Below are 13,480 nucleotides of genomic sequence, written 5' to 3'. Positions count from 1 at the left end.
CTCGGCCGTCTCCTACTTGGCGGTCTCGGCGACCAGGCGCTCGACGGCCTCGACGGCCTCGCCGACGGCGGCCGGGTTCTGGCCGCCGCCCTGGGCGACGTCCGGCTTGCCGCCACCGCCGCCCCCGAGCGTCTTGGCGGCCGTACGGACCAGGTCACCGGCCTTGAGGCCGCGCTCGCGGGCGGCCTCGTTGGTGGCGATCACCGTGAGCGGCTTGCCGTTGTTGACGGTGAACAGGGCCACGACGGCGGCCCGGCCGCCCTGGATCCGGCCGCGCACGTCCAGCACCAGCTTGCGCAGGTCGTCCGGGGTGGTGCCGTCCGGGACCTGGCCGGTGACCAGGGCGACGCCCCGCACGTCCTTGGCGGACTCGGCGAGGCCGGCGGCGGCCTGGAGGACCTTCTCGGCGCGGAACTTCTCGATCTCCTTCTCGGCGTCCTTCAGCTTGCCGAGCATGGCGGAGACCTTCTCCGGCAGCTCCTCCGGGCGGCCCTTGAGCAGCTCGGTCAGCTGGTTGACGACCGTGTGCTCGCGGGCGAGGAAGTTGTAGGCGTCGACGCCGACCAGGGCCTCGATACGGCGCACACCGGAACCGATGGAGGACTCGCCGAGCAGCTTCACCAGGCCCAGCTGCGCGGTGTTGTGCACGTGCGTGCCGCCGCACAGCTCCTTGGAGAAGTCGCCGATGGTCACGACACGGACCCGCTCGCCGTACTTCTCGCCGAACTCGGCGATGGCGCCCTGCTTCCTGGCCTCGTCGATGCCCATGATGTCGGCGCGCACGTCGAGGTCGCGGGCGAGCACCTCGTTGATCTTCTGCTCGACGTCGGTCATCACGGCCGTCGGCACGGCGGACGGGGAGCCGAAGTCGAAGCGGAAGCGGCCGGGCTGGTTCTCGGAACCGGCCTGGGCGGCCGTCGGGCCGAGGGCGTCGCGCAGGGCCTGGTGCGTGAGGTGGGTGGCCGAGTGGGCGCGGGCGATGGCCGTACGCCGGCGGGCGTCGATGGCGGCGTGGGCCTTGGCGCCGACGGTCACCTCGCCGACCTGGACGACGCCCTTGTGGACGTACACGCCCGGGACCGGCTTCTGGCAGTCGCGGACCTCGATGACGGCCCCGGAGTCGACCTTGATCCGGCCGGTGTCGCCGATCTGGCCGCCGCCCTCGGCGTAGAACGGGGTGCGGTCGAGGACGACCTCGACCTCGTCGCCCTCGGTGGCGGCCGGGGAGGAGACACCGTTGACCAGGATGCCGACGATCGTGGACTCGCCCTCGGTGTCGGTGTAGCCGATGAAGTCCGTCTCACCGGCGGCGTCGGCGATCTCACGGTAGGCACCGAGGTCGGCGTGGCCGGTCTTCTTGGCCTGGGCGTCGGCCTTGGCGCGCTCCCGCTGCTCCTTCATCAGGCGGCGGAAGCCCTCCTCGTCCACGGAGAGGCCCTGTTCGGCGGCCATCTCCAGGGTGAGGTCGATCGGGAAGCCCCAGGTGTCGTGGAGCAGGAAGGCCTTGTCGCCGGGCAGGACGCTGGAGCCGGCGGCCTTGGTCTCGGTGACGGCGGTGTCGAGGATGTTGGTGCCGGCCTTCAGCGTCTTGAGGAAGGCGTTCTCCTCGGCGACGGCGACCTTCTCGATGCGCTCGCGGTCGGTGACCAGCTCGGGGTACTGCTGGCCCATCATCCGGATCACGACGTCGATCAGGTCCTTGACGACCGGACCGGTGGCGCCCAGCAGGCGCATGTTGCGGATGGCGCGGCGCATGATGCGGCGCAGCACGTAGCCGCGGCCCTCGTTGCCGGGGGTGACGCCGTCGCCGATGAGCATGGTGGCGGTGCGCATGTGGTCGGTGACCACGCGGAGGGAGACGTCCGAGGCGTGCGAGTCGCCGTAGTGGACACCGGTCAGCTCGGTGGCGCGCTTGATGACGGCCATGGAGGTGTCGATCTCGTACATGTTCTGCACGCCCTGCAGAATCATGGCGAGCCGCTCCAGGCCGAGGCCCGTGTCGATGTTCTTGCTCGGCAGGTCCCCGAGGATCTCGAAGTTGTCCTTGCCGGTGCCCTCGCCGCGCTCGTACTGCATGAAGACGAGGTTCCAGATCTCCACGTACCGCTCGTCGTTGACGGCGGGGCCGCCCTCGACGCCGAATTCGGGGCCGCGGTCGTAGTTGATCTCGGAGCAGGGGCCGCAGGGGCCGGGGACGCCCATGGACCAGAAGTTGTCCTTCATGCCCAGGCGCTGGATGCGCTCCTTGGGCACGCCGACGACCTCGTGCCAGATCTGCTCGGCCTCGTCGTCGTCCTGGTAGACGGTGATCCACAGGCGCTCGGGGTCGAGGCCGTAACCGCCCTTGTCCTGAGGGCTGGTGAGCAGCTCCCAGGCGAGCTTGATGGCGCCTTCCTTGAAGTAGTCGCCGAAGGAGAAGTTGCCGCACATCTGGAAGAACGTGCCGTGGCGCGTGGTCTTGCCGACCTCTTCGATGTCGGGCGTGCGCACGCACTTCTGCACGCTGGTGGCGCGCGGGAAGGGCGGCTTGACCTCACCCAGGAAGTAGGGCTTGAAGGGCACCATGCCGGCGGGGACGAGGAGCAGAGTCGGGTCGTCCGCGATGAGCGACGCCGAAGGGACGACGGTGTGCCCGCGCTCCTCGAAGAAGCTCAGCCAGCGGCGGCGAATCTCGGCCGACTCCATCAGTGGTCCTCATTCCGGTTGTACGAGTACGTCGTGTTCTCGATGTACTGCGGGTTGTTGCGGTTGTTCTCGATGGCGGCGTACCGCCGGGGCTCCGTGAGTCCGGGGCTCTCCTGGATGCCGAGCGCCTCCTCCAGCTCGGCCTCCCGCTGGGCCATGTTGTCGCGGACGTCGAGCGCGAAGCCGACCGCGCGGTCCTTCAGCCGCTGACCGGTCTCCAGGGCCTTGTTCGCCGCGGTGGCGGCCAGGCTCTCCGGGGTCAGCTGCTTCAGCTTGCGGTTGACCTTGGTGGTGGCCCACACACCGGCGGCGACACCCGTGCTGAACCAGAACGTACGGCGGAACATCGCTCGGTCTCAGTCCTTACTTCCGCTTGCGTCGTGCGGCAGGGACCGTCCGGCCCACGATCACCGTACGCCGGGGCGACTTCCCGGGCACGTCCTCCTCCTTGCGGCCACCGAGCGCCCGGCGGACGCCGTAGCCGAAGGCCGCGACCTTCACCAGCGGGCCGCCGAAGGTGGAGGCGACGGTGGTGGACAGCGCGGAGGCGTTCGACGTCACCTCCTGGACGTCGGAGGCGATCGCGTCGACCCGGTCGATCTGCGTCTGCGCGGAGCGCACCGCCTGGGAGGCGTCGGCGAGCAGCGGGACCGCCTGGTCGGTCACGTCCGCCACGAGCTTGGTGGTCGCCTTGAGCGTCTGGGCCAGCCTCGCGAGTGCGACCGCGAGGAAGGAGACCAGGATCGCCCAGAACACGGCCACCAGGATCCCGGCCACCTCACCACCGGACACTGTGCGCACCCGCTCCCTTAAACGTGCTCTGAACATCGGAACCATGAAAAAGCAGTGTCCCGAGCCTATCGCGCCGGGGCGGAGGCTCCGTACCGGATTACCGGGTGGGGCGGGCGGAGTTGCGGGAAGCGATTGTACGCGGTGAACACGGTTCAGTACGCTCCGTGTCCCATGCGAGGTCCTCACAGCCCCGGCTCCTGGGCGGACGGCGATCCGCCCCTCGAACTCACCGCTTTCGTCGGGCGCTCGGCGGAGGTGGCCGAGCTGACGACGGCGCTCGGTCAGGCGCGGCTGGTGACCGTGACCGGGGTGGGCGGGGTCGGCAAGTCCCGGCTGGCCGCGCGGGTGGCGGCGCGCTGGGCGTCCGGCGGCGCGGCGGGCGCCCCGGGCCGGGGGCGGGTGGAGCTGGCGGCGGTGCGGGATCCGCAGTTCGTGGAGTACGCGGTCGTGGAGGCGCTGGGGCTGACCGACCACACCACGCGCCTGCCCCGGGAGACGCTGCTGGAGCATCTGGCCGGGCGGCGGGCGCTGTTGGTGCTGGACGGGTTCGAGCACCTGGTGGCCGCCTGCGCCGATCTGACGGCGGAGCTGCTGCGCCGGCTCCCGCAGCTGCGGGTGCTGGCCGTGGGCCGGCGCCCGCTGGGCCTCGCGGGCGAGCGGCTGTTCCCGCTGGCGCCGCTCGGTGAGGACGAGGCGGTGGAGCTGTTCACGGACCGGGCCCGGGCGCAGGGCGTGCCGGTGGCCGACGGCGCCGAGGTGCGGGAGCTGTGCCAGCGGCTGGAGGGCATCCCGCTGGCGCTGGAGCTGGCGGCCGGGCGGCTGCGGGCGCTGTCCCCGGCGCAGCTGCTGCGGCGCCTGGACGACCGGTTCCGGCTGCTGACCGGTGGCGGCCGGGACGTCCTCCCCCGCCACCAGACGCTGCGCACGGCGATCGGCTGGAGCCACGAGCTGTGCTCGCCGGCCGAACGGCTGCTGTGGGCCCGGCTGTCGGTGTTCGCGCACTCCTTCGACCTGGAGGCGGCCGAGTACGTGTGCAGCGGGGACGGACTGGCCGCCGAGGACGTGCTGGATGTGCTGTCGGAGCTGCTCGCCCAGTCGGTCGTCTCCCGCGAGGAGACCCCGGCGGGCCCGCGCTACCGGATGCTGGACACGGTCCGGGCCTACGGCGCCGAGTGGCTGGAGGCGACCGGGGACGCGGGCCGGCTGCGCAGACGGCACCGTGACTGGTACCTGGGCCTCGCCACCATGTGCGAGCTGGACTGGTTCTCGCCCCGGCAGCGGGAGGTGGCCGCGCGGGTCGAGGCGGAGCTGCCGAATCTGCGGTCCGCGCTGGAGTTCTGCCTCACCGAGCCCGAGGAGGCGCACCTCGGCCAGCATCTGGCGGGTTCGCTCTGGTTCTGCTGGGTGGGGTGCGGCCGGCTCGCGGAGGGGCGGCGGTGGCTGGAGCGCAGCCTGGAGCTGGACTCGGAGTACGAGCGGTCCCGGCTGAAGGCGCTGTGGGTGCTCGGCTATGTGGCGATCCTCCAGGGCGACACCGTACCGGCGCTCCAGGCGCTGCGGATGTGCCGCGAGCAGGCGGAGCGGTCGGCCGATCCGACGGCGGTGGCGTACGCCGAGCACCGCACCGGCTGTCTCGCCCTGGTCACGGACGACATGGCCCGCGCGGAAACGCTGCTGCGGTCGGCGCTGGACCGCTACCAGGAGATCGGCGAGCTGAACGGCAACGTCCTGATGGGCCAGGTGGAGCTGGCGATGACACGGGCGTTCCAGGGAGACCTGCCGGACGCGGTGCGGCTGTGCGAGGACGTGCGCCGGGTCTGCGAGGACCACGGGGAGCGGTGGGCGCGGTCGTACGCCCTGTACGTGCTGGCGTACGCGGCCTGGCAGGGCGGTGACGTGGCCCATGCGCGTGAGCTGCTGGCGGACTGCCTGGACAACGCGCACGGCTTCCACGACCTGCTGGGCACGGTGCTGTCGGTCGAGCTGCTGGCCCTGGTGACGGTGACGCAGGGCGATCCGGTGGAGGCTGCGGTGCTCCAGGGCGCCGCCGGGCGGATGTGGCCCTCGGTCGGGCTGCGGCTGTTCGGCTCGGCCTACTACAACGCCCCGCACGAGCAGTGCGAGGCCATGGCCCGGGAGGCGCTGGGCGACGAGCGCTACGAGGAGTGGGTGCGCCGGGGGGCGCGGCTCGACCGGGAGACCACGGTGGCCCGCGCGCTGCGGAAGGACGGACGGCCGCTGCCGGCGCTGCCCGCACCCCGGGGACCGGTCCCGCGCACCCGCCCCGGACAGCGCGAACCCGCCGCCTCGCCCACCCGGAAGGGCGGGGAGACGGCGGGCTGAGGACTTACGCCGTGACGGGGGTCAGCGGGCGTAGTACTCGACGACGAGCTGCTCGTCGCAGATGACCGGAACTTCCTTGCGGTTCGGCTCGCGGTCCAGGCGGAACGCCAGGGCCTTGAGGTTCACCTGGAGGTAGCGCGGGGTCTCGCCGTCGGGGGCGAAGCCACCCTCACGGGCGATCTGGAAGAGCGTCTTGTCCTTGGAGCGGTCGCGGACCTGCACGACGTCGTCCGGGCGGACGCGGAAGGACGGCTTGTCGACCTTCTGGCCGTTGACCTGGATGTGGCCGTGCACGACCATCTGGCGGGCCTGGTAGATCGTGCGGGCGATGCCCGAACGCAGGACCAGCGCGTCGAGGCGGCGCTCCAGCTCCACGATCAGGGCCTCGCCGGTCTTGCCCTGGACCTTGGACGCGCGCTCGTAGGCGCGGACCAGCTGGCGCTCGGAGATGTCGTACTGAGCGCGCAGGCGCTGCTTCTCCAGCAGACGGACCTTGTAGTCCGAGTTCTGCTTGCGGCCGCGGCCGTGCTCACCCGGCGGGTAGGGGCGGGCCTCGAAGTACTTGACGGCCTTCGGGGTCAGCGCGATGCCGAGGGCACGCGACTTCTTGACCTTGGGGCGGGACTGGTTCGCCACTGTCTTTCGTCTCTTTCGTAGTGTTCGGCTCGTCAGTGTTGAGGGAGGTCGCATCCGCAGCCGGGAAAACCCGCCGGGTCCGCAGGGGACCTGCCGGGCAGCCGCTTCCCTGGTCTGGGCACATACGTGCAGCACGCGAGTGGCCCACCGACCGTCCCCGGGACTCCGGGTGGTGGTGGGCTGCCCGCGACACCGTTCGACGGTGCGCGACGCTCCTGGAGCCGGTCCGCGCGGGACCGGTTCTCCGGCTGGTTGTCCCGCTCTGACAGCACGGGACTCAGCACTTCGGGGCAGTCTACAGGGTGCTCAGGACCGCTTGCGACCGAGGCGCTTGCGGGTCCATTCCACGGCGTCCGCGTATCTGGCCTCGGCGCCGTGCCGGCTCGGCGTGTAGTACTCGCGGTCCTTCAGGGCGTCCGGCGCGTACTGCTGCTCGGCGATGCCCTCGGGCAGGTCGTGCGGGTACACGTACCCCTGGGCGTGGCCGAGCTTGGCCGCGCCCTTGTAGTGCCCGTCGCGCAGGTGCGGCGGCACCGGGCCGGCCAGGCCCTTGCGCACGTCCTCCAGGGCGGCGCCGATCGCGGTGGTCGCGGCGTTGGACTTGGGGGCCAGGGCCAGGGCGATCGTCGCGTGGCTGAGGGTGAGCGCGGCCTCCGGGAAGCCGATCATGGCGACGGCCTGGGCGGCGGCCACGGCGATGGGCAGCGCGTTCGGGTCGGCGAGGCCGATGTCCTCGCTGGCGGAGATCATCAGGCGGCGGGCGATGAACCGCGGGTCCTCGCCGGCCTCGATCATGCGGGCCAGGTAGTGCAGGGCCGCGTCGACGTCGGAGCCGCGGATGGACTTGATGAGGGCGCTGGCGACGTCGTAGTGCTGGTCGCCGTCGCGGTCGTACTTCACCGCGGCCCGGTCGACCGTCTGCTCCAGCGTCCGCAGACCGATCTCGCTCTCGCCCTGGTCCAGGGCGGCCCCGGCGGCGGCCTCCAGGGCGGTCAGGGCGCGGCGGGCGTCGCCGCCGGCGATGCGGAGCAGGTGCTCCTCGGTGTCCTCGGGGAGGGCCACGGCCTCCTTGAGGCCGCGTTCGTCGCTCAGCGCGCGCCGGAGCAGTGAGCGGATGTCGTCGTCGGTGAGCGGTTCGAGGGTGAGCAGGAGGGAGCGGGAGAGCAGCGGGGAGATCACCGAGAAGTACGGGTTCTCGGTGGTGGCCGCGATCAGGGTCACCCAGCGGTTCTCCACGGCCGGGAGCAGGGAGTCCTGCTGGGCCTTGCTGAAGCGGTGGATCTCGTCCAGGAAGAGGACGGTCTCCTTGCCGAAGGCGCCGGTGGCGCGGCGGGCGCCGTCGATGACCGCGCGGACCTCCTTGACGCCCGCGGTGATCGCGGACAGCTCCACGAACCGCTTGTTCGTCGCCTTCGAGACGACGTAGGCCAGGGTGGTCTTGCCGGTGCCGGGCGGGCCCCACAGGATCACCGAGGACGGGCCGGCCGGGCCGCCGTTGCCCTCGCCGACCAGCCGGCGCAGCGGGGATCCCGGTCCGAGCAGATGCTGCTGGCCCACGACCTCGTCGAGGGTGCGCGGGCGCATGCGTACCGCCAGGGGGCTGGCTGCCGGATCCTTCTCCTGGCGTTCTTCTGCTGCTGCGGTGAAGAGGTCGGGTTCCACGCTGAAACCCTAGAACACCGCACTGACAATCCGGCCGGGACGGTCAGCTGGTCCAGAAGTCCCACCAGCGGGTGAGGACCAGCATGCCGATGACGCCGACGTGCAGGACCGGCAGCACCCAGGTGAACTCGCCGAAGAAGGACTTCAGCCAGCGCGGGGACGGCAGGAAGTCGTTGCGGATGTTGAACGAGGTGACGTACCAGAACATGGTGATCGTGGCGACCCAGGCCAGAGAGCACCACAGGCACAGCGCGTTGATCCGGTACAGGGACTGGAACTGCAGCCAGGTGCAGAAGGCCACGCCGAAGAGCGTGCCGAAGTTGAAGGTCAGCCAGTACCAGCGGGGGAACCGGGCGCGGGCCAGCAGGCTCATGCCGACGCAGACGACGATGCCGTAGGCGACCAGGCCGAGCATCGGGTTGGGGAAGCCGAAGGCGGCGGCCTGCTTGCTCTCCATGACGCTGCCGCAGGAGACGACCGGGTTGAGGCTGCACCCGGGGGTGAACGTCTTGCCGGCGACCTTGGCTTCCAGCAGCTTGAACTTGTCGATCGTGATGACCCAGGCGGCCAGCAGTCCGGCCGCGCCGGTGATCACCAGCAGGATGGCGAAGGCGCGGCTGCCGCCGACCGCGCGCGGGGCGTCGGCGGCGCGCTCCGGGCCGGGCTCCGCGGAGACGTCTTTGACTGTCGTCTTGCTCATCACGCCGATTCCGTCACTTGAGACTGGACCATCTTCGGGCACGGGTCATTGTGCCGCACACGCGTGTGTGCGCACCGTTCGCTCCGCATAAGGATGTACGTACGACGGGTACCGCCTGTTCGGTTCCGGACAGCGCCGGCCGCCTCGCGCGGTACGTACGCCGAAGGCGCCGGACGCCCCTCGGGAGAGCGTCCGGCGCCCACGCGCGCGTGTGCCGTCAGCCGAGCCGCGATTCCAGCTCCGCCACGATCTCGTTCACGCCGATCGCCGCCTGCTCACCGGACTCCATGTCCTTGAGCTGGACGACGCCCTCGGCGAGGTCGCGCTCACCGGCGACGAGGGCGTAGCGGGCACCCGAGCGGTTGGCGTTCTTCATGGCGCCCTTCAGGCCCTTGCCGCCGTACGCGAAGTCCGCCGCGATGCCCACCTTGCGCAACTCGGTGACCTTGGCGAACAGCACCCGGCGGGCCTCCTCGCCGAGCGGGACGGCGTAGACGCTGGTCGAGGCCGGGATGTCCGGTTCGACGCCCTCGGCCTCCAGCGCGAGGACCGTGCGGTCGACGCCCAGGGCCCAGCCGACGGAGGGCAGGGCGGGGCCGCCGATCATCTCGGACAGGCCGTCGTACCGGCCGCCGCCGCCCACGGCGGACTGCGAGCCGAGGCCGTCGTGCACGAACTCGAAAGTGGTGCGGGTGTAGTAGTCCAGACCGCGCACCAGCTTCGGGTCGTCCTCGAAGGAGACGCCCGCGGCGGTGATCAGCTCACGGACCTCCTCGTGGTACGCCTTGCACGCGTCGCACAGGTAGTCGCGCAGCAGCGGCGCGCCGGTGAGCTGCTTCTGGACCGACTCGCGCTTGTCGTCGAGGACCCGGAGCGGGTTGATGTCGACGCGGCGGCGCGTGTCCTCGTCCAGGTCCAGGCCGCGCAGGAACTCCTGCAGTGCCGTCCGGTACACCGGGCGGCACTCCTTGTCGCCGAGGCTGTTCAGCAGGATGCGGAAGTTCCTGAGGCCCAGCGAGCGGTACGCCTGGTCGGCCAGGATGATCAGCTCGGCGTCCAGCGCCGGGTCCTCGGCGCCGATCGCCTCCGCGCCGACCTGGGAAAAGTGCCGGTACCGGCCCTTCTGGGGGCGCTCGTAGCGGTAGTAGGAGCCGGAGTACCAGAGCTTGACCGGGAGGTTGCCCGACTTGTGCAGGTTGGCCTCCAGGGCCGCGCGCAGCACGGACGCCGTGCCTTCGGGGCGCAGGGCGAGCCTGTCGCCGCCCTTGGTCTCGAAGGCGTACATCTCCTTGGTCACGATGTCGGTGGACTCGCCGACACCGCGCGCGAAGAGTTCGACGTTCTCGAAGCCGGGGGTCTCGATGTAGCCGTAGCCGGAGTTGCGCAGCGGCGCGGCGATCGCCTCGCGGACCGCCAGGTACTTCGCCGAGTCCGGCGGGATCAAATCGTAGGTGCCCTTGGGGGCCTGGAAGGCGCTCACGGAAGGTCTCTCGTCACATTCCTCGTCGGGGAGCCTCGGCGGCTCCCTGGCCGGCCGCCACCTGCCGCAGGTAGGGATTGGTGGCGCGCTCCTGGCCGATGGTCGTCTGGGGGCCGTGGCCGGACAGCACCACGGTGGAGTCGTCGAGGGGCAGGCACACACGCGCCAGCGACCGCAACATGTCCTCCATGGATCCGCCCGGCAGGTCGGTGCGTCCGATGGAGCCGGCGAACAGCAGATCCCCGGAGAAGAACACCGACGGGACGTCGGCGGTCTCGGGCATCCGGAAGGTCACCGACCCCCTGGTATGGCCCGGCGCGTGCGCGACGGAGAACTCCAGGCCCGCCAGTTCGAGACCGGCGCCGTTCGTCAGCTCCCTGACGTCGTCCGGCTCGCCCACGGTCAGCTCGCCCATCAGCGGCATGCCGATGGAGCGGCCGAGCGCCTTCTCGGGGTCGCTCAGCATGTACCGGTCCTCGGGGTGGATCCAGGCCGGGACGTCGTGCGCCCCGCAGACCGGGACGACCGAGGCGACATGGTCGATGTGGCCGTGGGTGAGGACGACGGCGACGGGCTTGAGCCGATGCTTCTTGAGCGCTTCCTCGACGCCTTCGGCGGCCTGGTGGCCGGGGTCGATGATCACGCACTCCTCACCGGCGGCGGGGGCGACGAGATAACAGTTCGTCCCCCAGGCCCCGGCGGGGAACCCGGCAATGAGCACGATCGTCCTTCGTTGTGTCGATTACGGGCGGCTTCCGCTGCAGTCAGAGCCTACCGGCGCTGCCGTTTCCTCAGCGAACCCATATACGGTACGGGGCTACACGCAGCGGTCGGATCACGAGGACGCACGCGTACCGCCCGACACACGACACGCATGAGGAGAGAACCCGGTGGTCAGCCAGGAGCAGCGGCGGCGTCAGCTCGCCCGGGAGAAGTTCTTGCGGCAGCAGCAGCGGCGCACCGAGGCGCGGCGCAAGGCCCGCCTGCGCAACTCCGTGATCGCGTCGGTACTGGGCGTGGTCGTGATCGGCAGCGTCGCCCTGTACACGACCGGGGTGCTGAAGGACGACGGCGACAAGAAGGAGAACGCGAGCGCCGAGGTCACCCCGGGCGCCAGCCCGAGCTCCGCGCCGACCAGCAAGGCCCCGGACCCGTGCGAGAAGCCGGCGGCCGGCTCGGTGGAGAAGCTGAGCTGGAAGAAGGAGCCGGCGATGACGATCGACACGTCGGCTAAGTACACGCTGAAGCTCGCGACGACGTGCGGTGACATCGGCATCGCGCTGAAGACGTCGGCGGCCCCGCACACGGTGAACTCGTTCGACTTCCTCGCGGGCAAGGGCTACTTCGACCACACGAAGTGCCACCGCCTGACCACCCAGGGCATCTACGTCCTGCAGTGCGGCGACCCGCAGGGCACCGGCACGGGCGGTCCGGGCTACACGCTCCCGGACGAGAACCTCAAGGACAGGAGCCTGAAGAACAACACCTACCCGGCGGGCACGGTGGCGATGGCCAACACCGGCCAGAAGCACACCGGCGGCAGCCAGTTCTTCCTCGTCTACAAGGACAGCCCCCTGCCCCCCAGCTACACCCCGTTCGGCACGATCGACGCGGCGGGCATGAAGGTGCTGAACAAGATCGCGGCGGCCGGCGAGAACACGGGTGCCGGTGACGGTGCGCCGAACGCGACGGTCGTGATCAACAAGGCGACCGTCAGCAAGTCCTGAGGCCGGCCGTCACCAAGTCCTGAGGTCAACGGGGGCAGGGAACGGCGGACTGCCGAATTTCGGTCGCGCTGGATGCGGACAGGCAACCCGCTGGTCGCCTATGTTGGCCGTGACGAAACTGTGGACGATGCCCGGGGGTGCTGAGGCCCCTCGCAGGCATCATGTGGAGGAGGCGCTGTGAGCAGCGACCCGTGGGGCCGCGTCGACGAGACGGGGACCGTGTACGTGCGTACGGCCGACGGCGAGAAGGTCGTCGGTTCCTGGCAGGCCGGCTCCCCCGAGGAGGCGCTGGCCTACTTCGAGCGCAAGTACGAGGGCCTGGTTGTCGAGATCGGCCTCCTCGAGAAGCGAGTGCGGACCACCGACCTGTCGGCGAAGGACGCCCAGGCCGCCATCGACCACCTGCGCGAGCAGGTGGACGCGCACCACGCGGTCGGCGACCTGGACGCGCTGCGGGGCCGGCTGGACAAGCTGGTCGAGACCGTCGAGGCGCGCCGCGAGGAGCGCAAGCAGCAGCGGGCCCGGCAGTCCGACGAGGCCCGCAAGGCCAAGGAGGACCTGGTCGCCGAGGCCGAGCAGCTGGCGCAGTCCGACCAGTGGCGGGCCGCCGGGGAGCGGCTGCGGGCGCTGGTGGACACCTGGAAGGGGCTGCCGCGCCTCGACCGCAAGTCCGACGACGAGCTGTGGCACCGCTTCTCGCACGCCCGGTCCGCGTTCTCCAAGCGCCGCAAGGCGCACTTCGCGCAGCTCGACGCGCAGCGCGAGGAGGCCCGCCGGACCAAGGAGCGGCTGGTCGCGGAGGCCGAGGCGCTGTCGGACTCGACGGACTGGGGGCCCACGGCCGCCCGGTACCGCGAGCTGATGGCGGAGTGGAAGGCCGCGGGCCGCGCCCAGCGCGAGCACGAGGACGACCTGTGGAACCGCTTCCGCGGCGCCCAGGACGTGTTCTTCGCCGCTCGCAGCTCGGTCTTCGCCGAGCGGGACGCGGAGCAGTCGGAGAACCTGAAGCTGAAGGAGGAGCTGGCCGAGGAGGCCGAGAAGCTCCTGCCGATCACCGATCTGAAGGCCGCACGGGCCGCCTTCCGCTCGATCAACGAGCGCTGGGAGGCCATCGGTCACGTCCCGCGGGACGCCCGGCCGAAGGTCGAGGGCCGGATGCACACCGTCGAGCGGGCGATCCAGGAGGCCGAGGAGGCCGAGTGGCGCCGGACGAACCCGGAGGCACGCGCGCGTGCGGAGGGTCTGACCGGTCAGCTCCAGGCCGCCGTGGACAAGCTCAGGGCGCAGATCGAGCAGGCGCGCGCCCAGGGCAACAACGCCAGGGCCGACAAGCTGGAGAAGGAACTGGAGGGCCGTCAGGCGCTCCTGGACCAGGCCCTGAAGGGCCTGCAGGAGTTCGGCGGCTAAATCCCCCCGCCAAGCACCGGAGGGCCCCGTACGAGGCGTACGGGGCCC

General features: G+C 71.0%; 11 protein-coding genes. 3 read left to right on the top strand and 8 right to left on the bottom strand.

The genetic code is table 11. The annotated features are described in order from the left end of the window. Positions 1–12 precede the first annotated feature (12 nt). From alaS to C3492_RS33440, 3 genes are read right to left on the bottom strand one after another with little or no spacing between them, the layout of a single operon-like run. Entirely contained in the window at positions 13–2,685 is a 2,673-nt protein-coding gene (alaS, locus tag C3492_RS33450) for an alanine--tRNA ligase (RefSeq protein WP_103816398.1), read from the bottom strand. Next, a complete protein-coding gene (locus C3492_RS33445) occupies positions 2,685–3,032 on the bottom strand; it encodes a hypothetical protein (protein ID WP_103816397.1) in 348 nt (115 codons plus the stop codon). The genes alaS and C3492_RS33445 overlap by 1 nt, the downstream gene beginning before the upstream one ends. 16 nt (positions 3,033–3,048) lie before the next feature. Further along, entirely contained in the window at positions 3,049–3,486 is a 438-nt protein-coding gene (locus tag C3492_RS33440) for a DUF948 domain-containing protein (protein WP_086011507.1), read from the bottom strand. A gap of 162 nt (positions 3,487–3,648) precedes the next feature. Here C3492_RS33440 and C3492_RS33435 point away from each other — a divergent pair, with 162 nt between their 5' ends. After that, positions 3,649–5,820: a regulator gene (locus C3492_RS33435; RefSeq protein WP_181140683.1), complete on the top strand. Its 2,172-nt coding sequence runs from the start codon at positions 3,649–3,651 to the stop codon at positions 5,818–5,820. 21 nt (positions 5,821–5,841) lie between these two features. Here C3492_RS33435 and rpsD read toward each other — a convergent pair whose 3' ends face one another. The 5 genes from rpsD to C3492_RS33410 form a co-directional block, all read right to left on the bottom strand. Next, positions 5,842–6,456: a 30S ribosomal protein S4 gene (gene rpsD, locus C3492_RS33430; protein WP_014671539.1), complete on the bottom strand. Its 615-nt coding sequence runs from the start codon at positions 6,454–6,456 to the stop codon at positions 5,842–5,844. Between the two features lie 306 nt (positions 6,457–6,762). Further along, positions 6,763–8,118 (bottom strand): replication-associated recombination protein A, encoded by a 1,356-nt coding sequence (locus C3492_RS33425; RefSeq protein WP_014671540.1) that lies wholly within the window; start codon positions 8,116–8,118, stop codon positions 6,763–6,765. 43 nt (positions 8,119–8,161) lie between these two features. Next, positions 8,162–8,818: a vitamin K epoxide reductase family protein gene (locus C3492_RS33420; protein WP_103816396.1), complete on the bottom strand. Its 657-nt coding sequence runs from the start codon at positions 8,816–8,818 to the stop codon at positions 8,162–8,164. A 217-nt stretch (positions 8,819–9,035) separates the two neighbouring features. Continuing rightward, positions 9,036–10,298, bottom strand: a complete 1,263-nt coding sequence (gene hisS, locus C3492_RS33415) for a histidine--tRNA ligase (protein WP_103816395.1) — start codon at positions 10,296–10,298, stop codon at positions 9,036–9,038. Positions 10,299–10,311: 13 nt separating this feature from the next. Next, positions 10,312–11,019, bottom strand: a complete 708-nt coding sequence (locus C3492_RS33410) for an MBL fold metallo-hydrolase (RefSeq protein WP_103816394.1) — start codon at positions 11,017–11,019, stop codon at positions 10,312–10,314. A gap of 169 nt (positions 11,020–11,188) precedes the next feature. Between C3492_RS33410 and C3492_RS33405 the strand changes: the two genes are divergently transcribed. After that, positions 11,189–12,025 carry a peptidylprolyl isomerase gene (locus C3492_RS33405; RefSeq protein WP_103816393.1) on the top strand — a complete coding sequence of 279 codons (837 nt, stop codon included), beginning with the start codon at positions 11,189–11,191 and terminating at the stop codon, positions 12,023–12,025. Between the two features lie 177 nt (positions 12,026–12,202). Continuing rightward, on the top strand, positions 12,203–13,432 hold the full coding sequence (locus C3492_RS33400; RefSeq protein ID WP_103816392.1) for a DUF349 domain-containing protein: 1,230 nt from the start codon (positions 12,203–12,205) through the stop codon (positions 13,430–13,432). The last annotated feature ends 48 nt before the right edge of the window (positions 13,433–13,480 follow it).

Origin of the sequence: Streptomyces sp. Ru62 (assembly GCF_002920615.1) — a bacterium.
Classification (GTDB): domain Bacteria; phylum Actinomycetota; class Actinomycetes; order Streptomycetales; family Streptomycetaceae; genus Streptomyces.
Note: the sequence above shows the minus strand (reverse complement) of the source record. Positions and strands in the feature narration are given on the sequence as shown.